Source organism: Xenorhabdus stockiae (assembly GCF_002632825.1).
Taxonomy (GTDB): Bacteria; Pseudomonadota; Gammaproteobacteria; order Enterobacterales; family Enterobacteriaceae; genus Xenorhabdus; species Xenorhabdus stockiae.
On record NZ_NJAJ01000035.1, the window covers coordinates 1 to 23,225 of the forward strand.

General features: G+C 48.6%; 22 protein-coding genes and 1 pseudogene. 6 read left to right on the forward strand and 17 right to left on the reverse strand.

Annotation, left to right across the window (positions count from 1 at the left end; translation table 11 throughout):
• The first annotated feature begins 130 nt into the window (after positions 1-130).
• From Xsto_RS16025 to Xsto_RS16035, 3 genes are read left to right on the forward strand one after another with little or no spacing between them, the layout of a single operon-like run.
• Positions 131-325, forward strand: coding sequence for a hypothetical protein (locus Xsto_RS16025; protein WP_099125704.1), 195 nt, complete (start codon positions 131-133; stop codon positions 323-325).
• Positions 326-336: 11 nt separating this feature from the next.
• Positions 337-810 carry a thioesterase II family protein gene (locus Xsto_RS16030; RefSeq protein WP_211284333.1) on the forward strand — a complete coding sequence of 158 codons (474 nt, stop codon included), beginning with the start codon at positions 337-339 and terminating at the stop codon, positions 808-810.
• 24 nt (positions 811-834) lie between these two features.
• Positions 835-1,506: an AvrD family protein gene (locus Xsto_RS16035; protein WP_099125706.1), complete on the forward strand. Its 672-nt coding sequence runs from the start codon at positions 835-837 to the stop codon at positions 1,504-1,506.
• On the opposite strand, the gene Xsto_RS16040 is transcribed toward Xsto_RS16035, so the two are convergent.
• Positions 1,424-2,461, reverse strand: a complete 1,038-nt coding sequence (locus Xsto_RS16040) for an IS630 family transposase (RefSeq protein WP_099125707.1) — start codon at positions 2,459-2,461, stop codon at positions 1,424-1,426. The two genes, Xsto_RS16035 and Xsto_RS16040, sit on opposite strands and share 83 nt — an antisense overlap.
• A gap of 379 nt (positions 2,462-2,840) precedes the next feature.
• Here Xsto_RS16040 and Xsto_RS23025 point away from each other — a divergent pair.
• Positions 2,841-3,119, forward strand: a pseudogene (locus Xsto_RS23025) (3-oxoacyl-ACP synthase III family protein); the annotation flags it as partial.
• 17 nt (positions 3,120-3,136) lie between these two features.
• On the opposite strand, the gene Xsto_RS23030 reads toward Xsto_RS23025, so the two are convergent.
• Positions 3,137-3,364: a transposase gene (locus Xsto_RS23030; protein ID WP_244590420.1), complete on the reverse strand. Its 228-nt coding sequence runs from the start codon at positions 3,362-3,364 to the stop codon at positions 3,137-3,139.
• A 771-nt stretch (positions 3,365-4,135) separates the two neighbouring features.
• On the opposite strand from Xsto_RS23030, the gene Xsto_RS16055 reads away from it, so the two are divergent.
• Positions 4,136-11,128, forward strand: a complete 6,993-nt coding sequence (locus tag Xsto_RS16055) for a TcdA/TcdB pore-forming domain-containing protein (protein ID WP_244590421.1) — start codon at positions 4,136-4,138, stop codon at positions 11,126-11,128.
• Positions 11,129-11,643: 515 nt separating this feature from the next.
• Here the strand turns inward: Xsto_RS16055 and Xsto_RS16065 are convergent.
• The 9 genes from Xsto_RS16065 to Xsto_RS16105 all read right to left on the reverse strand — a co-directional run bounded on the left by Xsto_RS16065 (position 11,644) and on the right by Xsto_RS16105 (position 16,507).
• Positions 11,644-11,922: a hypothetical protein gene (locus tag Xsto_RS16065; protein ID WP_211284334.1), complete on the reverse strand. Its 279-nt coding sequence runs from the start codon at positions 11,920-11,922 to the stop codon at positions 11,644-11,646.
• Positions 11,922-12,260 carry a hypothetical protein gene (locus tag Xsto_RS16070; protein WP_099125709.1) on the reverse strand — a complete coding sequence of 113 codons (339 nt, stop codon included), beginning with the start codon at positions 12,258-12,260 and terminating at the stop codon, positions 11,922-11,924. Before Xsto_RS16070 ends, Xsto_RS16065 begins: the two co-directional genes overlap by 1 nt.
• Positions 12,260-13,672 carry a TIGR03752 family integrating conjugative element protein gene (locus Xsto_RS16075; RefSeq protein WP_099125710.1) on the reverse strand — a complete coding sequence of 471 codons (1,413 nt, stop codon included), beginning with the start codon at positions 13,670-13,672 and terminating at the stop codon, positions 12,260-12,262. Before Xsto_RS16075 ends, Xsto_RS16070 begins: the two co-directional genes overlap by 1 nt.
• Entirely contained in the window at positions 13,662-14,495 is an 834-nt protein-coding gene (locus Xsto_RS16080) for a TIGR03749 family integrating conjugative element protein (protein ID WP_099125711.1), read from the reverse strand. The genes Xsto_RS16075 and Xsto_RS16080 overlap by 11 nt, the downstream gene beginning before the upstream one ends.
• The gene (locus Xsto_RS16085; protein WP_099125712.1) at positions 14,492-15,148 is read right to left on the reverse strand and encodes a PFL_4703 family integrating conjugative element protein; all 657 of its coding nucleotides are present in this window, start codon (positions 15,146-15,148) and stop codon (positions 14,492-14,494) included. The genes Xsto_RS16080 and Xsto_RS16085 overlap by 4 nt, the downstream gene beginning before the upstream one ends.
• Positions 15,148-15,522, reverse strand: a complete 375-nt coding sequence (locus Xsto_RS16090) for a TIGR03750 family conjugal transfer protein (protein WP_099125713.1) — start codon at positions 15,520-15,522, stop codon at positions 15,148-15,150. The genes Xsto_RS16085 and Xsto_RS16090 overlap by 1 nt, the downstream gene beginning before the upstream one ends.
• A gap of 10 nt (positions 15,523-15,532) precedes the next feature.
• Complete coding sequence (locus tag Xsto_RS16095; RefSeq protein ID WP_244590422.1) at positions 15,533-15,865, reverse strand: TIGR03745 family integrating conjugative element membrane protein; 333 nt, start codon at positions 15,863-15,865, stop codon at positions 15,533-15,535.
• A 79-nt stretch (positions 15,866-15,944) separates the two neighbouring features.
• Complete coding sequence (locus Xsto_RS16100; protein ID WP_099125715.1) at positions 15,945-16,181, reverse strand: TIGR03758 family integrating conjugative element protein; 237 nt, start codon at positions 16,179-16,181, stop codon at positions 15,945-15,947.
• Entirely contained in the window at positions 16,178-16,507 is a 330-nt protein-coding gene (locus Xsto_RS16105) for an integrative conjugative element protein, RAQPRD family (protein ID WP_099125716.1), read from the reverse strand. The genes Xsto_RS16100 and Xsto_RS16105 overlap by 4 nt, the downstream gene beginning before the upstream one ends.
• Positions 16,508-16,654: 147 nt before the next feature.
• Between Xsto_RS16105 and Xsto_RS16110 the strand changes: the two genes are divergently transcribed.
• Complete coding sequence (locus Xsto_RS16110) at positions 16,655-17,368, forward strand: DUF5710 domain-containing protein (protein WP_099125717.1); 714 nt, start codon at positions 16,655-16,657, stop codon at positions 17,366-17,368.
• A 633-nt stretch (positions 17,369-18,001) separates the two neighbouring features.
• On the opposite strand, the gene Xsto_RS16120 is transcribed toward Xsto_RS16110, so the two are convergent.
• The 6 genes from Xsto_RS16120 to Xsto_RS16145 form a co-directional block, all read right to left on the reverse strand.
• Complete coding sequence (locus Xsto_RS16120; RefSeq protein ID WP_099125719.1) at positions 18,002-18,760, reverse strand: TIGR03747 family integrating conjugative element membrane protein; 759 nt, start codon at positions 18,758-18,760, stop codon at positions 18,002-18,004.
• A 9-nt stretch (positions 18,761-18,769) separates the two neighbouring features.
• Positions 18,770-20,833, reverse strand: a complete 2,064-nt coding sequence (gene traD / locus Xsto_RS16125) for a type IV conjugative transfer system coupling protein TraD (RefSeq protein WP_099125720.1) — start codon at positions 20,831-20,833, stop codon at positions 18,770-18,772.
• Complete coding sequence (locus tag Xsto_RS16130; RefSeq protein ID WP_099125721.1) at positions 20,830-21,369, reverse strand: integrating conjugative element protein; 540 nt, start codon at positions 21,367-21,369, stop codon at positions 20,830-20,832. The genes traD and Xsto_RS16130 overlap by 4 nt, the downstream gene beginning before the upstream one ends.
• Entirely contained in the window at positions 21,345-22,043 is a 699-nt protein-coding gene (locus Xsto_RS16135; protein ID WP_099125722.1) for a TIGR03759 family integrating conjugative element protein, read from the reverse strand. Before Xsto_RS16135 ends, Xsto_RS16130 begins: the two co-directional genes overlap by 25 nt.
• A complete protein-coding gene (pilL2, locus tag Xsto_RS16140) occupies positions 22,043-22,585 on the reverse strand; it encodes a PFGI-1 class ICE element type IV pilus protein PilL2 (RefSeq protein WP_099125723.1) in 543 nt (180 codons plus the stop codon). Before pilL2 ends, Xsto_RS16135 begins: the two co-directional genes overlap by 1 nt.
• Before the next feature lie 165 nt (positions 22,586-22,750).
• Positions 22,751-23,038, reverse strand: coding sequence for a helix-turn-helix domain-containing protein (locus Xsto_RS16145; protein WP_099125724.1), 288 nt, complete (start codon positions 23,036-23,038; stop codon positions 22,751-22,753).
• Between the last annotated feature and the right edge of the window lie 187 nt (positions 23,039-23,225).

Below are 23,225 nucleotides of genomic sequence, written 5' to 3' on the forward strand. Positions count from 1 at the left end.
GATTGATTGCTTACTGCCTTAAAGAGAAAAAGCCATCACTGAAAATTTTCTACTCAGAAGAAGATATTTCAGCAATAGCTTAAGCGGAATTGGGGTTAAATTAATAGGAGAAGCCACCGTAGGGGTTCTCATGAGTGAACAGGATATATTGGTCTTTTTTCCATATGCAGGTGGGAGTTCCAGCTCTTTTGATATTTTAAAAAAACATTTATCTGAAGAGGTTGAAATTATTTCCATGAACTATTCAGTCAGCGATTCTTCGTTGTCAAGAAAACCTATGACATTTTTTTGTGTATTATTGGAATACCTAAAAAAAACAGCTTAAAGAAAAAGAAGTTGAGGGGAAAATTACTTTTTTTTGGCCACAGTATAGGAGCCATTATTGCCTATGAACTGGCGATATTGGATTGTAATTATCTAAATGTTCAGAGACTAGTTGTGTCAGCGTATAAGCCACCTGAGCTATTGGTTAAATCTACGATATTTAATTCAAAAGATAATATATTTGAAAAAATAACATGTTTAGGTGGATTGCCTCAGATAGTTTCAAATGATCCTGTCAGATTGAAAAAAGTAAGGAATAAAATTATTCGTGATCTTGGAGTATTAATTCACTATGCAAGAATGAGTTATCCTAAGGTTAACTGTGAGATATATGCCCTATCAGCTAAAGATGATCTTTTAGCTTCTGAAAATGAAATGAAGCTTTGGTGTAATTACACAAATAAAGGATTCAGAAAAATTCTATTTGATGGTGATCATTTTTATTTCAGAGATAAATCGAAAGAAGTAGCAAAATTAATCTTGTAATAAAGTACTTAATAAGGGTCTATCATGAAAAAATTGCTTAATGCTGATTCTTATTTAGGAGCATCAAAATCACGTTTTTTTAGTTCTGGGTATAAAAAAGTTGATTATATAATAAAAGAAGAAAACATACTTAGTAATGAATATCAGTCTACTTTGACTCTAGTTTATCCTGACGACTGGTCTATTAAAAGCAAAAAAAATCTGAATCCTCATTTAAGTAGCATTGACGTAATATTAATGTCGTTTTATGCAAGTGGAAAATTGCTTAACCAGCTTGAACACTCTTACTATAAAATCACTTCGATGATAATTCGTGCATCACGTGTTCCTGTCGAAAAATTGATCGACATTCCAATTAGTATTAGTTTGAATCATTATGGAGAAGGAGTAATTTACTTGCGAGGGAAAGTTGGGAATATGCAATCTCAGCTAAAAGTAGAAAGGAGAGAATACAACGATAGACTATTGAATCCCATATTTAGTCGTTTGGAGTTTAAAGGTGTAAATCATGAAATAAATGACATTTTATTAGAGAATAAATATAAAAGTGAGGCTTTATTAGTGAAGACTGCTTTTGGAAAAATAACCGATGATATTGACTATATATACCAATCTAACTTGAAGATGCAGGTTTTAAAATCTGAAAATTGTCAGTCAGTCGAGTCGTCAGTTCTTTCACTTTTTCTGGCAAAGTGACATGAAAAAAGTGACGAAGGGTTTCACGGAACGTCTTCGCATTCGGGAAATAAACATTATTACGCACTTGCTCATTCATATACTTCCACAATCGCTCTATTGGATTGAGGTTTGGGCTGTAAGGCGGTAGGTAATGCAATTCAATATTAAGGACATACGCAATACCTTTCACTAACTCGGCTCGGTGGTAACCCGCACAATCTAGAATAATGTGGATTTTTTGCGAAAGCGGGTAAGTTTCCCGGATTGCCCCGAAGAAATACGCGATGTTTTTAGCATCGATGCTCGGATATTCACGGATCACCGTGTCTTCAATGCGTTGTAAATTGAGAGCGCCCAGAATATTGAGACGGGTACGACTGCCGGTGGTTTCAACCACTTTTACCTGATTTTTTCCTGCTTTCATCCAGCCATAGCTGAGCTTTGTGGACTGGGTAAGATGCACTGCATCAATAAATAGGATCGGCTCATTCTGATCCGCACCGTCTTTCAGTACCTTGTCGTCATCAATAAATTGTAGCTGTTTATCTGCATCAAATTTATGAGGCACTCCCTTTGGTTTTTTGTAGCTGAAACCCTGACGGTGAAGCCATTTCGTCATTCCGCCCACGCTGAAAGACACCTGCCAACGTGCTTGGACATAAGCCACAATTTGGACGGTGGTATGCATCAAGTTTGTCGTTAAATAATCAATCAGGTCGGCGCTTTGTTCGGCAGAGAGATGGCTTTCAGAGCCGCCATTTTCTGGGGTGAGCTTTTCCTGAGCGATAAAATCTTTTAGATGACGGTTTACCGTACTTTCATGAATACGCAAGGCCTGTGCAATCATCTGAGCAGTCCAGCCTTCTGAGGCCAAAAGCACCGCCTTAATGCGATCACAGACTCGGCTGTCGCGAGTGGTATCATGCATTAATTCGAGGGCACGTTTTTGTTCTGGTGTCAGATGAATTTTCATGGCTGCAAGCCTGATCGGGTTTGAATAAGAAATCAAGCATCTTCAATGACGATTGGTATATATGCAATCAGCAGGAATTCAGGCGATTGCCGTATATTTGCCTGATGAGGTGCGTACAAATGATTGGTGGTGTGAAGATATACCTCAAGAACAGTCAATAACAGCAGCGGGAGCGCGTGGTGTATCCAGTCGTCGTAAAATCACCCCCTATGATGCTGCAATGGAACGTTATCTGAACGATCCTTTTTTTGGTAGTGTCGAACGCCGAATCGCAGCAACTAACGAAGGAAGTGTGGAGCTCGGGGTTAAAGCCGCACATCGTGTACTGGGAGCTGCGGGTGTTTCTCCGGCAGAGGTAGATTGCCTGATTTCAGTGTCAATGTTCCCCGATCGGATCGGCTCAGGTGATGCCGGGTATCTTGCCCAGTCACTCGGAACTGGCGGAGGTGCTTTTAACATAGAAGCAACCTGTGGTGGTTCCATGACGGCATTATTGACAGCCTGTGCCTGGGTGCAAGCAGGATTAAAAGAACGAATTTTAGTCATAACAACATCCAGACTATCGCGGGCGATCGAACCTGACGATGTCACCCTTCGTTTATGTGGAGATGCTTCGGCAGCATTTTTGGTCGGGCCGGTTGAAAATGGTTTTGGTCTACTGGGTGCTGAATCTTTTCATACAGGAAAAACCTGTGGCACCTGGCTGCTTGATTCAGTCGAGGATAACCATTCCAACAGGCAACCATGGTCTGCTATCGCTTTTATCGTGTCATGCCGTTTAGGGAAGGGGGCATTATCCATGACAATCACGGTGCCGCTTGGGAGTTTGGGCAGCAAATCTTGTATCATCCAGGCATGAAAGACATCCGCATTAATGCTTCCCGAAAATAAGCTTAAGGTCACGAAGGTCTTTTTGAGGATAGCGCCAATGATATTAATACGGCCTTTGGCCTACCAATCGTGTGTCCCGGAGCAGCACAGTCCTTTCGCCGAATAGCCGTATGTGCGGGGCATCGACTGGACAAAACCGCTTTCATCCAGATAAACAATCGGTTTCCCCGCTTGCTCATAGTGGCCGATGCGTTCGATAAAAGCCTGACGAGCCTGAGCGTCAGCGTTGGGATGCCTTAGTGTTTTTTTGGGCAGCCATTTTCAGCCGTTTCAAGGCGTAATGGATAGCAGACTGCGTGACACCCAAGCATTAATATGATTCTGCTATAGATAATGATAATAACCCCGGTTTTAGTCTCCGGGAAACTAAAGCAGGCCAACAATACTGGAGCCTACTCTATGACCGGGTTGAAAAACTTGATGATGCTTTCTTCAAAAAACTGCCCAAAACCGATATCGCTAATATCGTGATGTTTATTGGTGAACTGACAGACATATGGCGGGGATTTATCCCATTACTTTTCAGAACTGGCTAAGGTCGTTATAAAGCCTTTAGCGTCATAATCAGACAATAAATCAAACCAAAACAACAAGATAATAGACATCATCGCTATAAATCAACTAACTGATTTATACATATGATTATTTTATTAAAAATTAATCTATGCTTGTAATTATTTATTGATAATGATAATAATTATCAATTCGGTTTAGGTAGATATCTTTAGATATTATGACTGATTTTCGCTCAAAAACAGCTAAAGGATTACTGGAATGATTTATATGTCCAAAGACTTCGAAGAATTGCTCAATACTCTGATCGATCAACAGATCAAGGCGGCGGGTCGTCAGACTGAATGGTTTGACATGGATACCAACGCGCGTGCCGACTATATCAAGCAGGTAAACGAACGGTTGCAAGAAATGCAGCAGAGTACCCTGAGTGTATTGGCTGCACAGCATTTTCAGATGCAGGAAAATCCTGTTTCTATCGAGGATCATTTGCAGACACTAGAGAGAAGCCGGCAGGAGCTGGACAAACGACCTAACACGCCGGCAAGAGAGGCCTACAAGCTGCAACTGGAGCGCGATATCCGGATATACAGAACGCAGCAGGCGGCCATCACACACTTTGACAACGCTAGGAAAAAGGCCTTGAATATTCTCAGTGATGATCTCCCCTTGGATGCGGAGACTCTGAGGAAGAACGCAGCAGACAAGCAGGCTCAGTTAGATACCGAGATCACGTCTCAGGAAACGTTTCTGAAACCGCTTCTGGAACAGCAACTCACTATACAGGAGAAGGCTGACCCCGAGTTAAACTCAAAAGACGTGAAGCGCATTTTAGAAAAGTTAAGCTCAAAATACGTGAAGCACTTTTCCAATCTGCAGGCCTACAAGTATGTCAAAACTCGCTACAACGACTTTCTCAAGGCAACCCCTACGGAAGAAGTGGAGGCCCTCAACAAGCTGACCAAAATACCCCAAACCTCCGATAATCTGCCGGTAAATGTTTCACTGTTAATGATGGAGGAACGTCCTGGATACATCCGCATGAGTGTCGCTCTGGTTGATACCAGCCCCAATGGACGCTTCAAGGATTTCTTCATGAGGGACGGCAGGCTGGTCGTGCCGGAGGGCAGGGTATTCAACTTTTCCTTTGGTACTCCAGCCCGCTCCCTGGCTTGGCAACAACAATACCGGCTCAAGTATGAGCCATCCTTGCGCTCCCCGACCTATGCACCAATTCGCTCAGTACTGGTCAAAATCAAATTCGTCGAGAAGTTTTTTGCTAACTATCTGGTTTCTGAAAACTCAGAGCGCGAAGGCCTCAAGGAGCATTTTCTGGATAACGATCGCAAAATATTATTGAGCAACGTTGACCGCAAGGTACCGAACCAAATAGGAATTAAGGTGTCCAGCAGATCCGATAAGTTCCCATTGGCTAGCACCTTGAGTGACTTAATCAACCAGAATGCTGATATCACCAGCTTCCGGACTACCAGCTTGGAGGATTTTCGCAATAACAGTTATGACCCGGATCGTGATGGGCTTTTCACTAATATCCATGAGCTGGAACGCTCGGTTGGTTTTGCCGATCGCCAGTACTTGCTGGAAATGCCACAGGGCGAAACCTACCTGTCCGCAACGCCCTTTTTGAAGATAAGCGTTGAAGGCGACAAGATCGACAGTAAGCACTTGACTCAGACGCAGACCGCCGAATTGTATCAATACAACGCCGCATTTTTCGAGAAGCTGGATCTATTGCGAGACAAGGGTGTGGAAGCCAGCCATTTGTTTGAAGACAGCGGAGAACGCAACGTGTTCGAGCAGCAACTGGTGCGTTTGCTCGAACGCAACCACATCACCCCCGCAGCGGTGTTGGAGTCGAAGAACTTCAATGCCAAAACGCGCGATATCAAGGGTAATAACCTGAACAAGGTGTTGTGGGAAAAGGAATTTGCCACTTCGGTCTGGGAAAACATCGAATATGACCCGCTATTGTTCAAATTAGCGAATAAACTGAATACTCTCGTGTTCTCCTCCAAGATGGTGGACAAGATCCTAGAAAATAACTATGTGCAAAGTGACATCGCCCAATCTAAGGAGTTACTGGCACAGCAGTACGAACAATGGCGCATTCAGGCCATCGAAGAAGAAACTCAGCGGATCAACCGACAGCATCCAAACAACCCGAAAAAACAGGATGTCAATCATACCGAAGTTGAGCGTTCGGTGAACAAAAAGCTACTCACCTTGTTGTTGGCTGGTCCCGAGAGCCTTGAGAGCAACGAGGTACAACCGGATCTGACGGCTGAAAAGTCACGAGAGGCGCTGTTGAGCAATAAGGGCAGAAGCCTGCGCAAACAGGCCTTGTTCCATGTCTTACGCCCAGTAGCCGATAGCTATTCTAAACGTGCAGTCCCGATAAATCCCCATGCTGAGCTGAGGTCGGAAAACGGTGAAAACAAGGTCATAATCAATAATCGGCTGAATCAGCCAGACCCGTATCTGCTCCTCAATACCCGCCCTGAAGAGCGGGTATATCATGATGGTTCGTACCTAATCAAGGACGATAAGTACCGCAGCTACAACCAATTCCGACCTGACCCTGAAAATAAAGCCACGCGCTACATGAATGATCTGGACACCCCGTTTATAGGCGGAATTTCAGGAACTACCCAGACTGTCAGCAATGTCTTACCGGAATTGTTTGATGGTGCGTTGAGTGTCAAGGAATACTGGGATTTCCAGATGGTCAATGCCGCCTTCATGATCCATAACGGCTATCACTCGTTCTTTGAAACCTTCTATGTCGCAGCACGTTACGAACCGGAAGGGAAGGGCAGTATCGGCAAGGACATGTTACAGATGTTCGACAAGTACCGCGATATAGGCAAAGAAAAAACGTTGCAGGGTGAACTGTATGTCGGAGTGATAGATCTCATCAATAAGGGCTTACCAGAGTCTAAGAAGTTCCATTTACCCCATTTTGGCCGCTATTTTGATCCGGAGAATAGTATATCGGAGAAGACAAGAACAGTAACACCAGATAAATCAGTCCCTATAAGGGATATGGTTAATCCACCACTGGAAAATAACCCAGACAATGCGCAGATTGATATCAGGCTGCTGGCGATGCTTAATCGTGCAGAAGATTTTCAGCAGGCCATGGAGCAGCTGTACAGCAAAAATGCACTGGCCGCAGAAGAATGGCTGCCAGTACTGGGCAGCCTCAGGGAGGATGAGTCCCGGCCCGGAAGTTATTCTTTATGGTTTACTAATAGGGTACGGTCTGAGCTTCCTCCCCGGATATTCGCGACGGATGACCAACGTATTATGGATTTTATTCATTCTTATGATAAAGAGCTCGAGACTGTCAGAAAAACGCACGAGTATACCAAAGGGAAACTAACCCAGCGAACAGGTATCCTCGAAGCAGATGCTGTTCACGGACTGAATACCGCCTTTCTGGTTAAGACTCTGATCCCATGGTTTGCTGATAGAAATCGCACCACCGTGTCCAGTGATAAGGTGCCTGATACGTTAGAGACCGCACTACAGGTGCACACTTATGTTAACTTGGCGCAGATGGCTCATGGTGCGCTGGAGGACGGCGCTAAACTCGCCAGTTTGTACAGAGCGATGGCCAGTGAAGGCCGGGGAGTGACCAGCAGCCTGTTTTCATCGCTGTCCCATGTCAGCACGGGTATCGGAGTGGGGTTAAATATCGTCAGTGTGATACTGGACAGCCTAGAACTGGCGCATGCACAGAATGAATCCCAGAAGGCTGTTTATGGTACTCAACTGGCGTTTGACAGTGCTGGCCTGGTGACAACTGGTGTGGGTATTGGCGCTGGGAGCTTAGGTGCCCCGATTGTTGCTGGTTTTGCCTCTTCGTTGGCAGTGCCACTGGCTGGTTTGGGTATTGGTTTTACGGCTCTGGCCGAAGCGTTCGGCAGGGTAGCCAGTGATGTACAGGCGGTAGGCAATTATTTTGCCGATCTGGAAGCAGCTTATCAGCAGGGTGGATACCGGCAGGCGGAAAAAGTGGCACAGGATGGCAGTCGTTATACGGTGATGGAACCAATCCCCGGCGCAGTAATCCGTCAGCTCGATTTGCGCCATGGTAATCTGACTTTTGACAGCCAGTATCTCTATCGCAACGACCCAACTTACTCATGGGGTTCAGGCCGGAGTAATTACTTTGGCTGGTGGCCCGGCAGGCCAGCTAATACTGATAAAAAACAGGCAATTAATATCCGTGAAGGCATCGGCTACAAACAGGCGCAGATCGACTTCCATTTCTCTCCCAGAAGCCGAGACATATTGATCTTGCCCGTTACCATGAAGTCCTACATTAATTACGAATATATGATCCTGCCCTTCGTCACTGCTCGCAATGACCGGGGATTTGACGTTCTGCGACGACTGGAAGAAGACGGACGATTCGACTTTGATTTTTATGCGTTTCCCTCAGAACGCGTGGTACGCCGTATAAAGCCAGAATTTGTTGAAACACCGGTTGACATTATTCTGGACGATGAAGACCGGGATATTGTCATCCCGCAGTTACCGAAAGATATTCACGGGATCTTGTCCTACTCGTTGACTGGCGGAAAGGGCAAATACCGTATCAGCTTGCAGGAGGGTGTCTCTCTGTCCTTACAGGGGAATGACACCGCTACCCATTGGGTACTGGATGCCCGTCATATTCATTCTGATGATAACCCCAGTTTCAACAAAGAAGATAACAGACAACTGCATATTGGTAATATAAAGATAACCCTGCCTGAAACGTCGGTTAATATTTCCCTGATAAATAATGCAGGGGTATTTTCTGTCAAGCAGGACGAAAAGAATCAGCAGTGGCAGATAAAAGAGATTGAAACGAATGCTGAGCGATTTAACAGCCTTCAGGCTTTGCATGATCATCTCAGGCAGTTAAGCAATTCTGATCATCACAACAGGCCATATGTAGTGGTGGAACACTACCGACACTCACCACAGGAAAGCCGTCCTGTCGGCCGTGCATTCTATGAAACCGGTCGTGATCGTATGATTTACACAAACGTCCCTGACGCAGCAGATTTTCTCAACAATGTAGAGCTGGCGAGCGTTAAGGGTGATAAGGCATGGTTTTACCGGGATACCACGCTCTGGCAAGTGGATATTGTCAGTGGCGAAGTTCTGCGACAGTATCTGCCTATAATATTTCCGGAAAGTGATCAGGGGAAAATCAGCAGTCACGTGATGCAAAGCAATGACCAGCTTTGGTTTGTAGTGGAACAGCAGCGGGATGAAAACCTTATCTCGTATACTTATCAGGTGGAAGAGGAAGCACTGAAACTGGTGGCAGTTGACGGGAATACGACCATGCTGGCGACTCTGGATGAAGTCAGTAAAAAAATCTCGTTGCCTGTTCTTCTCGGTTCCAATGACGGTGAGTTTAATGGCCTGCTGGCACCACAGGCAGCGACGCAGAGGTTAAGCGTCGAGCTCTGCGCGCCGGAGCGTCAGGTTAAAAGCAGCCCGGCGGAGGTGATCAGCCTTTCTGGGAAAGTCGCGGGTGTGAACAGACATTACTGGTTACAGACTGATGGAAAACAGCTGCAAAATGTGGTCAGAATGAATCGGATAAATCCGGATCAGGAGGATGCCGACATCTTGTCTGAGCTGAAAAAGAAAAATCCGGACTTGCTGACCCTAACGGAGGATTTCACCCGCGTTTTCACCACGGCCGGCGATAAACCGGGTTATTATTTTTACAGCCATCAGAGACATAGTCTTTATTTTCAGCAGGATAATGGCCTGTCCAACACCCCGGCCAGCAAGGTGTCAGTTGATGATATCAGATCCGTATCCATCGTGAACAAGCAGTTGGTTGCACTCTCCAGCAATGGGAAATTGTGGCTGGCAGACGATCAGGGCAGTATCCGTCTGATCGGGGTAACGGTAGACTGGCTGCTGCAACCTCACCAGCAGGGTCTGACGGCCGCACTGAGACAGTTGGCACGGGATACTCCAGATCAGTTCAGTACCCTGCTGCTACTGGGGTTGCAGGACAGAGACGGAAAACCCGTCAGTGCCTGGTATGACAGTAAGGCAGATTTGGTGGTGCAGGGCAGAGTTGGGCTCAATACAGAACACACTCTGGTCTATCTTGGTTTAGCGGAAGCGGAAGATGGAAGACAGGCATGGATTTTTGACACTGACAACCATCAGTTATATCGCCAGCCTCTGTCGACGGAGACTGACCTTAAGTTGAGTGAAAAGCGGGTGCTTTCTGGGGAACCTGCCGCGGCGAAACCGTGGCTTCAAGCCAGCCATCAATACTCTAGTGTGGTTCGTCAGGGCAATACACTTCGGCTGGAAACCCCGGATGGAGCGGTCTTACTGCTGTCAGCTGATGCCAAGATGACAGACCGTCCGGTGCTGATTGCCTGGCATGCGCAGGATCGCTCGGACAGTCAAATTGCCTCCGCCATTGAGGCACTCAGTAATGAGGCTGAATTATCGCAAGCCGTTAGACTGTTTTCTGAGCATGGTTATCCTGCGTGGTATCTGCCGAAAGAAAAGAAAACGCTTCGTTCCGCCGGTATACTTAACTCGGATCATGTTCTGCATTATCTGGGGCAGGTCGCCGGGCAGGAGGCCAGTTATGTCCATGACCAGACTACCGGAGATTTGTGGCAAATCAGTGAAGGAGAATCCGGCTCTGCCCGAGTAGTGGGGAATTACCGTTTTGTTAACCGAACACCGGAGAGGCTGGTATTGCAGGTAGGGCAAGTTCCTCCGGGAACAAAAATCCACCTACCGCAGCTAGCGGACATCGATAGACTGGCTATTACCGGACGTTCAGAAAAATTGTATTACTGGTTTTCTAACCCCGAAGTGTTGGCTCATTACCAACATATCACGATAGATGATCGGGGTCAGGATTCAATCATCCGGTTTTCTGATACCGGCATAGCCAACCTGTCACGGCAGCGCAGTGACCAAGATCTCGTGCTGCTTCATCAGGCAGCAGAAGACACCAGTATATGTATTGTCAATATTGAACAGGCGGCGCAGCGCGATATGAGGTTTGAAATCACGCTGAAGAGAATGAAGATAATTAACTTACTAAGAAGAATGGCCAACTTGATGGAATTAAACCCTGATGTCAGCTGTTTCGCGCTGGTATCAGAGGAAGGTGAACTCAGGATAAAACCAGCTGGGTGTACAGAGACGTTAGAGTCGTTTTCATCTATTCTGACGAATTCAGTATTGTAATGCCTTACCGTAGTTATGATAGAACTGGAGTGGGTGAAAAAGTCTCCAGAGCGCAGTGTTTAGCAACTGGGCAAATCTGTATCTGCCCAATGCTGTCGCTAATCATTGCATCTCCACCAGCAAATTCATACATTGCTGGTGGAGTGTAAAGGCAGGTAACGCATCACGTACATAAGCAATGTCGAAATCTTTACCATCACTGATCCAAGTTAAGAACAGATTGTCATAAGCGATGAAGTGACCTAATTCGTTTTGAATGTATTTGAGGGTGTCGCTATCGCCCTCATTCAAATCTTTGAGCGATTGTTCATCAAATTCGTTTTGGATTAAGAACTGAATTTACTTATCAGACAAAAAGTTATGAAAAATGAAGCCTAAGATATAATTTTTGTAGTCGTTTGCGGTCGTGCTACCAATAGTTAGATGCGTATTTTTTTTAAGAGGAACATTAGTTCGTAATTCACTAATTAATTTGCAGTTTTCTATCTTTTGAAAGCCATAGAGCATATATCAATCTAACTATTGGAGTCATAACCGGGAAACTGCTGTCTGATTTCATGCTCTGTCGAACGGCTGTAATGGTTGGGTTCTTCTGACGCCCTGTGGCGTTCAGCCGGGGTTAATGCCCGGCGCAGGGTTTGCCTGGCCTGTGCTACGCTCTGCCCCACCTGATTTCCCTGCCACATGGCCAGTACCGTCTGTTCGCCGGCCGGAAGCAACGTGTCTTTCGACGTTGAACAGCCTGCCAGCAGCCCTGTCAGACCTAACACGATAGCGTAAGTTATTTTTCGCATCACTGAGCCTCCGTGCTACTCATAAGGGTAAACGTAGCAAACTCCGGGTGTACCGCCAGTTCTGATAAAGTAAACGGCAAGCGCTCCCAGTGTTCAACCTCGCTGTTGCCTGCAAGCATTGATTGCCACTGAAATTCGGTCAGACGAAAAACGGTAAAATCCCCGTCATTCAGCCGTCGGCATTCATGGTCGCTGGCGAGAGTCAATTGACTGCCTTGGGTACGCCCGGGTCGCCAGTCAAGCTGAACCGGTGTGGGTTCAGCCTGTGGTGTTATATGAGTTTGCAGACAATAAGGCGGGCTGGCACTAAACAGCCATTGAGAAGAAATCGTTTCCATTAATCTAAGGCTTCCTGATGATGACGTTGAACTGGCTCACTAAAACCGTAATGCACCTTACGACCTGTCTTTTCATAATCAATCGCCAGACTTTGGGTGATATGCACGACAACATGGGCACCGGGTGGGACGTAAATGGCATCGAAGGTCTGGCTGTAGCGTTGTTTGAACCATTCACCCATCTCATTCATGCCCCCGGCCACCGCTTTGCCCAGCGTCGCCTGTCCGGCATTCCCAGTTAACGCGGACGTGATGCCGCCGGTGCCGTTGGTTTGTGCGGTTTGCTGGCTCTCGTTCAGCGCATTGCCGGCGGAATTCATAGCTGACAACGCAAACAATGTTGGTAAATAAGTACTGGCATTGGATTTACGCTCACCACTGATGCAGGGAATGCCATTTTCATCGGACAACCAACCGATACCCTGTTGATTTTTCCCTGCGCCCGGCAAGGTCCGCACCGTACCATCCTGAAACACAAAGGTGATGGAATTAACCTGACCGCGCACGCAGGACAGTGTCCAGTCGCCACTGGCGGAACCGGACACCACCGCGCCTTCCACCTCCGGCAGTTCGATGCCATTGGCCGTCAGGTTGTCTTTGCCAATCAGGATTTTGAACGGATAGGGGTCGGTGACCGTACCATTGACCAGTACCCGGCCTAACAACGCGGTCATGGCCTGACTGCCCACCAGAGTGGCATTTTCCGGCAGGGTGTAGACCGGTTTTTCGTTGTCGGCCTTCGCCGATGGAACTTGTGGATGATTTTTTACGGTGGTCGGTTGTTCGCTTAAAAAAGAGGTGGGGAACTGAGTCGCCGCTTTTCCATTGCCCATCGCTTGCCTATCGGGGATTTTTTCATCGGTCGGAGTAACCCAGATAAGGTCATCCTGTTCTCTGATGGTGCTGGCAGAATATGAACTCCCTGCCAGCCCGCTACCCAGAGGTATCTGATGATCCGGTGCCGGCAACGGCGTGGAATTTAGCCGTTCAGTGAGCAAATCAATCTGGGCCAGCAATCCCTGCTGTTCATCCTGTAACGTACGCTGGCGCTGTTCATCATCCTGCCGAATAGCCGCAACCGCGGCTTCTATCTGACCGGCAACATCCTGATTTTGTCCTTTTAACTGGTCATTTTCTTTTCGCATCGCAGCATTCTGCTGATCTAAGCGTTTCTGCTCTGCCCGCACGGTATTGAGCGTTCCGACCAGCGTGCGCAGGGTATCTTCCGGCGTATCCCCGCCGACTCCCAGTGCCTGTAACTCTTCCGGGGAGAGGGTCTCCAGAGCATGATTCTGCGGTTTATCCGGCACGCTATTCTCTGTTGAGCTGCAACTTTTAATTCCAATAAACCCGCCAATCACCAATACGGTCGGCACCAGTATTTTTACCAGACTGTTGGATTTAATCTGCATCGCGGCCTCCCGGTTTTACCAATACCGGCTCAGGAATGAGGGCGTTATCCGGCGCCCCTTGGGTAACAAGATAGAGTACCGTGGTATCTTCGGGTGTTCCGGCTTTTCCCAGCCAGCGATGCTGGAAGGTGGCGGTGACAAACTGTCCCTGTAAGGCACGGGGGTCAAGCGGGATAATCCGTTTGGCGGTATTGCGCAGTTTCAGGGCCATCACCGTGTGATGATGCAGCCGCCAGCCGGCCAGCGGGGTAATTGCAATCGGCTCTGACGGATAGAGGGTGGTGATAGATGCGGGCAGATGCAGGTTCACCGGCTGAATGCCGCTGACCGGCTCAACCGTACGCAGGGGCGCATACAGTTGCTGAGCCGCATAGCGGGTTAACAGCACGGGAGTAGGCGCAGACAATGATGGTTTGCTCTGTGAGTGCGGTTTATCTTTTGAATCCGTTGATTTTTCAGCCGGGTAAAGAATACGCACGGGTTCACTGGCCCCGGTTTTGCCGGCGGTCACATCCAGCAAAATAATTTCGCCATTCTCACTGTCCTGCAATTGCAGCCGGGTTGACGGGAACGCGCTGCTGGCTTTCAGATAAACCGCGCCACCTGTGCTCTGTACCCGTAATTTCTCACCCAGTGCCGGGGGCAGACCGACACGCACATTGCGGTCCGCAAAAATAACCCGCTCCTGACCAACCTGAAGCGTAATCGATAACGGAATACGCTCCCATGTCAGCAGCTCATCGGCTTTTGCGCCAGCGCAGAACAGGAGGAGGCTGAGCAGCCCCAGCCCGACACCGCGCCAGTCAAATACATCTCTTCTCATTGAAATACGCCTTTTTTCTCTTCCGCTGGCGGTGGCAGCGCTTCCAGCCGCTGTGGCATCCCGTCGTAGCAATCCAGTGCCAGACCAAAAGGATTACGCTCCGCATCGCCTTCCCAGCGCACCACTTTCAGCGGATAGCGCACCAATGCCCGTTTGACCGGTTCGGCGTGATAATATTCATCCGCCACCAAATCCAGCCGCACCACCCAGTTATCGCGGTCACGTACCGTCACACTGCGGGTCTCATAGCCCCGGCCGGGCACTTCATACACCACCCGAACCCGGTCGAGCAGCTCACCGCTGTCAGCCCGGGTTCGGGCATCCACACGCAGAAAATCCTGACAGGCCGGCGTCAGATACGGCGATAAGGCCTCAATTTTGGCCGGATAATCCTGCGCCCCGTTTTTCGGCCAGGCATGCAGTTGCTGGAAAATATAAAAGGCAAAGCTGTAGACACTCGGTGCCGGCACTTCCCACCACGCCCGGGTGCTGCCACTGCGTAAATCCGGCGGGTTATGAATGGTGAGGTTGCGCGGGGACGCCATCCAGCCCAGCAGACTCAGCAGCAGCACTCCCACCAGAATCCCACAGGCAATCCGCAGGGTCAGAATATGCTGATCCCGGTTTTTGACCGCATGACGAAAACGACTCATCACACGCCTCTCCCGTTGCGGTGCGCTGGCCTGCTGCGGCGTAATGACCAACCCTGCGCCGCAATAATCAACGTCGGGTCACCCAGCCCTAACCGGCGTTTTTTCTCGGCCAGTTTCTGCCAGAGATAATTTTCCGGTTTGCCCCGTTTTAAGGTGGCGAGCCAGCGCCCGCCAACGCTCAGCAGTAACAACGGCATCATCAGCATGCCGGTCGGCAGCATCACCCAACCGGCAAACGGAATGAAGGGAAGGCTGACCACTAGACCGAGTGCCACCCCCGCGATGGCGGCTATTCCCATCTCCGGCGTGGTGAAGCCGCGAAATACAACGGGTTCGGCGTTTAAGCGATCGGGTAAAAAGGGGATCGTCTGCATCCGCGGCACCTTAAAAAATAATGTTGGCCGATTTTGCCAGCAACCAGATCACCGCAACCAGCAACACAATACCGACCACAATAATCGAGCCGAACTGGGTCCACGTAGCTTTGCCGTCACGCACTTCAGAGAAGGTTTCCACTGCCGCCGAGGCCACTTTAAAGAACGCGACTGCGGAGAGGATAAGCCCGCCAATCACAATGCCATCCTGTGCATACCCTTTCACTTGTCCCATTAATCCGCCACGACCTCCACTTGAGGGCGGTTCAATCGAAGGCAAATCGGCCCAGGCCGATTCACAGGAAACACCCAGCAGCAACAGAAAAGTGCTGATCCGAGCCATCAGGTTTGTGCTGAACTGACGGCAGGTGGTAAAAACTCGTTTCATAGTGATTCAGTTCCTTTTTGTTATGTTTATTAACTCAACCGGCAAACATCCAGACAGCCACGACCAGCAATACTGCGGTTCGAAGAGCAAACTGCCTGAGGGTCTGATTACGCACTTTTTCATTCGCCCAGCCGTTCCAGACCTCCACCGCCGCCCAGGCGGCCCACAGAAACAACGTAGCCAGGAAAAAGCCGACACACACCAGATATAAAAAAGTGACATCAAAGTGTCCTGAGGCCACTTCAAAGGCATGGCGTTGTGCCGGGGTCATTGTGAGTGTTCCTGACGGTAATCGCCGGAGAGGGGGACGGGTACACGGGGTTGCTCGCGGGAAGGACTCAGGTAGTGATCGATACCAATTTTGAGGGTATGGAGGTCGGCCCTGATGCGTGAATAATTAAAGTGATAACGAGGGTGTTCTGACGGGTCAGATTGTTTTTCTACGAGACTGGCACGCTCCAGTGCCATCTGTACCTGCTCAATCAGGCGTTTGGCACTGGCCAGCTCATCTTTCTCCGCCGCTTGTGCCAGCGGCATACACAATACCGTCAATCCCAGTAGACAGACCGCACCGGATATCGAAAAGCCACCACGCATAAAAACTCCCCTCATCATAGACGCCGAATGCGAGAATGCGGTGTTTTCTAAATCAGATCAGTAATAAACTCTTTATGCTTTGATGAAAATTAGCTAAATAGTCTGACTAATTTATTGGGTTAATGATTTCACAATGAAGGAAAACATATGCTGCGGATTGATTTACACGTCCCTGATGATGAGTATGAGACAGTGCGGAAGCTAGGGGCACACTGGGATGCGGCCGCCCAAATCTGGTATATCGATGGCAGTTTTGATCCGGCGCCGTTTATGCACTGGCTGCCGTTTTACAACCTCCACGCGGACTTTTGGTACCTCGCTCAGACCCGAACCGCCTGTTCTGGTTGTCATGAACACACAACGGTAACAGCATTCCTGCTACCTGCCGGGCATAAAATGTTAGAAGTGAGTCATGAGGATAAATTCGATACTCAATGCGCACCATTAAAGCAGAATAGCCCGGCATTTCCGTTTTATTTGGTGGATATTCCGACCATCGTGCGCAATGTGTTATCCGGCTTTCACCACACCCTGCGCAAAACCGTCAGTTCGCGATTAAACCGGTCACACTGGATAAATCATTGTGAACATTGTGGCGCACAGCAGGATGATACCAACCTATTTGCTGAAATCGGTGGAGCGTTTTTTCCCACGACCAAAAAGCAGGCGGCGGCTATTCAGCTGCACCGGATTGATCTGCCTTTTTTGGGATATTGTGAAGATATATCGCATCAGCTGCGTTTGCATACTGGGTTGGAGAATATGCCGCCGAGTACGGATAAAAGCAAAGCCTACACCGCCGGAGATTGGTTCGAATGTATGACGCAGGTAGTAAATATACCATCAAAGTACCCGCATTAACCTGAAAAACTGACGCGCCGCCATGCGGCTTGTCTGCTGACGTTGAAATGCAAAACAAAAACCGTTTTGCATGCCATCGTCAGCGATATTTTAAATGTAATAACAACCACTCAAAAATAACTTTGGATATGTTTAATTATTGTTAAAACATTAAATGTTAAAATATTAATACAAATAAATCGCAGAGAAATAAACTTTATAAATTCATTAACTAATTATGAAAATGAGGTGTAAATGTATAATTCAAAGTTATTTCCCTTCAATTTATTTCCCTTATTGTGTATATATTCACATGCGATATTAATTATAGGATATATTGCAATGATTAACTATTTTATCGTATATCTACAATGGAATGAAATAGTATCTATTGTATTACCTGTAATCATATGGATATTTTTTAGAATAGGAATAACAATAATAATAGTTACACTACTAGGTATACTTGGTGCAGTCAATGTATGGCATTTCAGTTGGTTAGAATCAATATTATTATTTACTTCTCCTGAAATTGGATCCATTATTTTCATGCTGTTTCTTTTTTCCTCAGAAAGAGGATAAAAAGACTTACTTCCACCCGACTAACGGATAAATAGGAAAAATTCAACTTTTTTGTATTTCACTATTCGGTACTCATATATATTTTTTAAACATCGATGTCGTGATCACCACCGCCATCCCCAGCAAGAGTGTCGCAGGCAGCAATATCACCGTGGGATACACCACATCCGGCCACGATAAATACAGCACACAAGGAATGGTATAGGCCGGTTTTATCCCTCGTTTGGCATGATGATAAACAAAACTGGATTCATAGCCAGCCCCGTAACGGCGTAAATCCCGTCGTCCCAGTCCATCAACCAGCGCGACCAACACTACCATCACAAACAGCGGAACGGACAGCCCCAGAATTGCAAGCCGGATCAGCGTCACCATCGTGATAAACACCGTCGCCAGCGCATATTCCCGCAAATAACCCGATATATCCTGTAATACCCCATTGAATTCACGTATAAAATCATTGTGGCTATTAAGCTGATATTGGTGCTGCCCCTGTATCCAGTGCAGAAAACCACTGTCGACAAACAGCCATTGATACGCCTGCATCAACCACTCAGAGACCGTCTGTGACGGTTCAGACAATAACAGACTCCGGGTAAATTCCGTGGATAAAAATTGCAGCTCGGTTTTCATCATCGTCTGGCTGTGAGCCGCGCCCTCATCCGGCCAGAAAAAAGCCATACCCAAATATTCCAGTAACAGGCTGAACAGCCACGACATCACAATAAAGCCAATAAGTTGCCACGGCCATTCCCATAGCGCACGATACAGCAAGCCATGCCTGCGGGGCGGTTGGGAAGGCTGACGGGACGGGTTTTCTGACGGTGCCATGACGTGAAATTACCCCTTCTCTTTCCACCAGTTTTCACTGGTACGATAGTGCCGCCGCATATGCTCAGCGATGTTCTGCAAACTTGCCGGCATCAGGGCATCATTGTCATCGCCGGTGGGCAAAGGCATACGAATTTTCCACAACTGCCCGCCCTCCAATAAGGCGAATGCCTGTCCTTTCGGCAGGTTAATCATCTCAGCAGGCGTCACCAGTGGCGTTTTGACCGTGCCGACCCTGTCCTGTGTAGACGAGGTAAAATCCTGCCCCTGCTCGACATCGGCAATATCCGAGTGCCCTGAGACCAGTGTCTTGCTGTAGATTTCCACTTCGGGCAACTGGCTGGTGAGCAGTTCTGCCGTCCGGTTATCCCGTACCCGCAGCATAATCAGGGTATTAAAGTTACCAATCACCTGCGCGGTTTTGGCCGAGCTTCCGATACGGGCTTCGATATCCGAGGAGGTCTGGGTATAGGCCGTCACCTGCATACCGGCACCCCCGCCTTTATTAATCAGCGGGATAAACTCATCGCCCATCAGTTCATTGAATTCGTCACAATGCAGGTTAATTGCGAGCTTGCCGTCCTGGCGCACCGGCAACCCTGCATTCATGCCATATTTATAAATCTGCCCAGCCACACTGACCAGATCCGCAAACATGCTGTTGCCCACCGCCGAGGCCACATCACTGTCAGACAGTGCATCCAGTCCGATATAAACAATGCCGTTTTTGCGGATCACCTGTTCCCAGTCGAAAATGGGGCGCAAGTCCGCCATATTGAGATAATCCGGTGATAACAACTCTGAGATTTTTCCTGTGGTCAGTTTTTCCAGCAGAGGCAGTAGCGAGGCGACAATTTTATCAAAATAGGTGCGGTCATAACGCACAGCTGAACGTAACCCGTCCAGAATGGGGTCATAGAGCTGTTTACCTGCCTCAGAGCTGAGCGTCATTTCCATTGCCCACAGCCGGAGCGCATCCGGCTGCCCCTGCATATTGCGCGGGATATCTTTTTCTTTCAGCTTGCCGAAAGTTTGATTGATTTGTTCCAGCAGCGCAGGCTCCCTGTCTGCCATTACTTTAGTGGCATAGAGCTGATATAGTTCGCTGATATTATTGACGTAACGCGTAATAAGCGTGTAATCCGGTCGGTGCCCCAGCGCCACCAACGCACGGGCGACAATATTGACAAACCGCCAGGCAAATTCCCGGAACGCCGCACTGTTGCCTTCGCCACTCAATTGCCCCGCCAGACGGGAAGCGACTTCGGAGACCCGACCAAACCGCCCGACCGCATTATAACGGGCTGAAATCTCCGGCCAGCCCAGATGAAAGAGGGACAGTTCACTGCCACGTCCGGCCCGGTGGGCTTCTGCCCAGATGCGCCTTAACAGGTCGGCATCCCCTTTGGGATCAAAGACAATCACTACCTCGCCCCGCCGGATATCCTGCGTGATCAGCAGTTCAGCCAGCCGGGTTTTTCCTACACGAGTCGTCCCCATGACTAAGGTATGCCCGACCCGCTCACGCAGATCCATAAACACTTCGGCTTCCTGCGGTTCAATACCGTGGATCATGGAATTGCCCCCAACCGGAGGCAATGGTCGCACCGGATTAAAGGGCGAATCCCGGCGTAACAACGCAGATAACTGAGGCCAGCGGTATTCGGTTCGATGCTCCAGTAAACGGGTAAGCTGATAAACCTGAGAGGGTTGCACAAATCGTTCGACTTCCGGTCGCCGCGTATCCTGCAAACGCTGGGTATGCTTCTGCTGCCAGCGAAAACCCCGGCCCAGAAACAAACGTTGATGACTGACGGGAATGTGTTTTGTGCTCATCTGGTAACGCGGTAATCGGCTCAGATTTCGGCGATAGCGGATAACCTGAATGCCCTGCCAGGTGCGTATTATCGCTAATACAGTAAAACCCCCTGCCATCACATAGCTGACGGAGGGTGCCAGTGCAATCGCCCAGGGAGCCCGAATGCAGATAAATGCGGCAACCGCTGAAACCACAGCGGTATTCAGCTCAACAGCCGGACGCAGCAGGGCTTCAACCACATAACGATGGCTCATAGTGAGGGCTGCTGAGAAAGTTGAGTTTCGGTGATCAACACCGGATAATGTTGCAGTTGCAAGCGTCGGGCCAGCTCTGTGCCGGAAGCCGGTGATAACAGGATATCCGGTGCTAAAGCGCGCAGTGACTGTAATCCAGTCATTGTACTGACATTAACGACCAGTCCCATCGCGTGCAATTGTGCCAGACGGGCTGCATGCTGACTTAGCCACTGACGAGAGTCAGGATCATCGCCAATCAAAAATAACGCGCCAATCCCCGGCAATTGCAGTGAGCGGTTTACTATTTTTCCCGGTGTCAGTTCCGGTGTGTTAACCGGTAGCATGGCTGCTCCCCCCGCCACTTCTGGCGAGAAAGGGTGTGATTGTGCAGAACGATAATTCGGCTGGGCATTAATGCTTTCATAAAAGGGCGAGGCATCTTTGCCGCCTAAATCGGCAATCACGTTCAGTTCGGCATGACCGGTCGTCATCCATAACAGACCGATAATGGGAAATACGCTCAGCCGTTTCATTGTAATGAAGTGACCTGCCATCCCTGCTCCCCTTGTCGTAATAATGCCGGCATCAATCCTTTACCAAACCGGAACCAGTATCCCGCATCATGATTCAGCGTGATTTGTCGGTTACGGACCTGCTCAACCGGAATATGATGCGTTTTAGCCCACTGCCGTAAGGTGTCATCATTACGTTGGCTGTCGACCAGATAGATATCCACCGGCTGCTTTGCCGCCAGCACTTCGGCCAAACGGGTGTCACATTGCGGGCAATCTTTGGCTCTGACAAACAATGCCAGCCGACCGTTTGCTTCATCCGATTTTTCCATATTGACCGGCAAAACATCAGTGAATAGTCGCTGCCAGGCCGCATTCACTTCCCGTTGGAAACGCAGCTCTTTTTCGGTGCGGGCAAACTCTGCCTTAACCCACTGTTCAGCATAACGGCGGCGCTCGACATCGCTTTCGGCTTCAATCCCTAATGCGGTCAACGGATCAAGCCCCGGTGACCAAAGACCCCGTGGCCCGTTCATCAGGTGCTGATAACGCTGATATTCATCGGCACTTAACTGCCACTGTTCAGCCTGACTTTTCAGGGATTGCGACTGGCTTTCTGTCGTTCGTGTCTGCTGTGAAGCTAACGGTGTCGGCGTGACTGCCCAGACCGGACTGCTCAGCAGCCATACCAACACACCGAGCGGGTGTAATTTCATCAGCGCCCTCCCGACTGAGTAGATTTAGCCGGAGCTGGGAGCTGATAGCCCTGTCGCAAATGGTGACAAACAACACGTTGCACCTCATCCACTTCCAGTTGCCAGGCCGGACCTGCCATCACCTGCAATGCTGTGCGTAACCGAATCGGACCCAACTGCGCGTGTACGGATGGCAGCGGTTGGTGATATAAGATGTCATTCCTCTTGTCAGGTACACAGAGTGCGTAGCCGGATTGACGCAGTACATAGCGCATGGCATCAGCCACCGTGGGGTTCTGGGATGTGGGGAGCTGAATATCAATCAACTGGGAAAGTGGATCACGCTGCGCTGCTGTCGGGTCGGTACTGACCAGCACATAGCGCCCGTAGCGGACGATTTCGGGTGTTTGCTGATAAATATCCGGTGAAACCGACTGCACATTTTGTGTCAGCGTCACGGAAGAAAAACTATTTTGGGAAGATTGAGGTAGCGGTTGTTTTACGGGGACCTTGCATCCCGTCAGCATGACCGCAATTAAGCCGATTAACACCGTTATTTTCATACCAAATAGGTTCCTGCTCAGTCATAAAATAATCCTGACTATGCAAGGAACCCTATAATGTATTCAATGAACAACTCAATTATGTTTGCTGAAAATAAAAATACTGAAACAAAAAAGAATGGATAGCCTCTGAACAGGTATTATCACATTGATGATATCAGCGCGTTATTCAACCTCTGGCTGGCTTTCATCAACCGGCTGGCGCACTTTTCGCTCAATAAAATTGCCGTAGTCATCGAAATAACGGCTGGGCCAGATTTCAGAGGGTTCCATTCCCAAACGAGTCGCGATGATGAGTTCCCCCTTCGGCCATGAGCGGGATAAGGTATTTGCCAGAGTAGAAGAACTGAGTCCCGATTCGCGGGATAAAGCGGCGAGTGTCGTACCACGCTTGCGTAATGCACAAATAATTTCGGCTGGGTGCCAGTCTTGCTGAGTGTGAATCATCGTCATACCTGCTTCCCCTTCTGTAGATTATTGGTGGTGGTTCAGACAGGGATCTCACTACCGGGAGTAACCTTCCGGCGAGGCCGAAACCTCCCCTGCCTGAACCGCCATTGAAAGGGCGATAACAGGCGCACTGGCAGAAAATTCCTACCAGTGGGTTACTCTTAGCAAGGGTGAGATTCCTTGACTATCG

Bases quoted from the DNA above. Each gene is read 5' to 3' on its own strand.
- Xsto_RS16025 (WP_099125704.1), top strand. From the start codon at position 131: ATGAGTGAACAGGATATATTGGTCTTTTTTCCATATGCAGGTGGGAGT.
- Xsto_RS16035 (WP_099125706.1), top strand. From the start codon at position 835: ATGAAAAAATTGCTTAATGCTGATTCTTATTTAGGAGCATCAAAATCA.
- Xsto_RS16040 (WP_099125707.1), bottom strand. From the start codon at position 2,461: ATGAAAATTCATCTGACACCAGAACAAAAACGTGCCCTCGAATTAATG.
- Xsto_RS16055 (WP_244590421.1), top strand. From the start codon at position 4,136: ATGTCCAAAGACTTCGAAGAATTGCTCAATACTCTGATCGATCAACAG.
- Xsto_RS16065 (WP_211284334.1), bottom strand. From the start codon at position 11,922: ATGCGAAAAATAACTTACGCTATCGTGTTAGGTCTGACAGGGCTGCTG.
- Xsto_RS16070 (WP_099125709.1), bottom strand. From the start codon at position 12,260: ATGGAAACGATTTCTTCTCAATGGCTGTTTAGTGCCAGCCCGCCTTAT.
- Xsto_RS16075 (WP_099125710.1), bottom strand. From the start codon at position 13,672: ATGCAGATTAAATCCAACAGTCTGGTAAAAATACTGGTGCCGACCGTA.
- Xsto_RS16080 (WP_099125711.1), bottom strand. From the start codon at position 14,495: ATGAGAAGAGATGTATTTGACTGGCGCGGTGTCGGGCTGGGGCTGCTC.
- Xsto_RS16085 (WP_099125712.1), bottom strand. From the start codon at position 15,148: ATGAGTCGTTTTCGTCATGCGGTCAAAAACCGGGATCAGCATATTCTG.
- Xsto_RS16090 (WP_099125713.1), bottom strand. From the start codon at position 15,522: ATGCAGACGATCCCCTTTTTACCCGATCGCTTAAACGCCGAACCCGTT.
- Xsto_RS16095 (WP_244590422.1), bottom strand. From the start codon at position 15,865: ATGGCTCGGATCAGCACTTTTCTGTTGCTGCTGGGTGTTTCCTGTGAA.
- Xsto_RS16100 (WP_099125715.1), bottom strand. From the start codon at position 16,181: ATGACCCCGGCACAACGCCATGCCTTTGAAGTGGCCTCAGGACACTTT.
- Xsto_RS16105 (WP_099125716.1), bottom strand. From the start codon at position 16,507: ATGCGTGGTGGCTTTTCGATATCCGGTGCGGTCTGTCTACTGGGATTG.
- Xsto_RS16110 (WP_099125717.1), top strand. From the start codon at position 16,655: ATGCTGCGGATTGATTTACACGTCCCTGATGATGAGTATGAGACAGTG.
- Xsto_RS16120 (WP_099125719.1), bottom strand. From the start codon at position 18,760: ATGGCACCGTCAGAAAACCCGTCCCGTCAGCCTTCCCAACCGCCCCGC.
- traD (WP_099125720.1), bottom strand. From the start codon at position 20,833: ATGAGCCATCGTTATGTGGTTGAAGCCCTGCTGCGTCCGGCTGTTGAG.
- Xsto_RS16130 (WP_099125721.1), bottom strand. From the start codon at position 21,369: ATGGCAGGTCACTTCATTACAATGAAACGGCTGAGCGTATTTCCCATT.
- Xsto_RS16135 (WP_099125722.1), bottom strand. From the start codon at position 22,043: ATGAAATTACACCCGCTCGGTGTGTTGGTATGGCTGCTGAGCAGTCCG.
- pilL2 (WP_099125723.1), bottom strand. From the start codon at position 22,585: ATGAAAATAACGGTGTTAATCGGCTTAATTGCGGTCATGCTGACGGGA.
- Xsto_RS16145 (WP_099125724.1), bottom strand. From the start codon at position 23,038: ATGACGATGATTCACACTCAGCAAGACTGGCACCCAGCCGAAATTATT.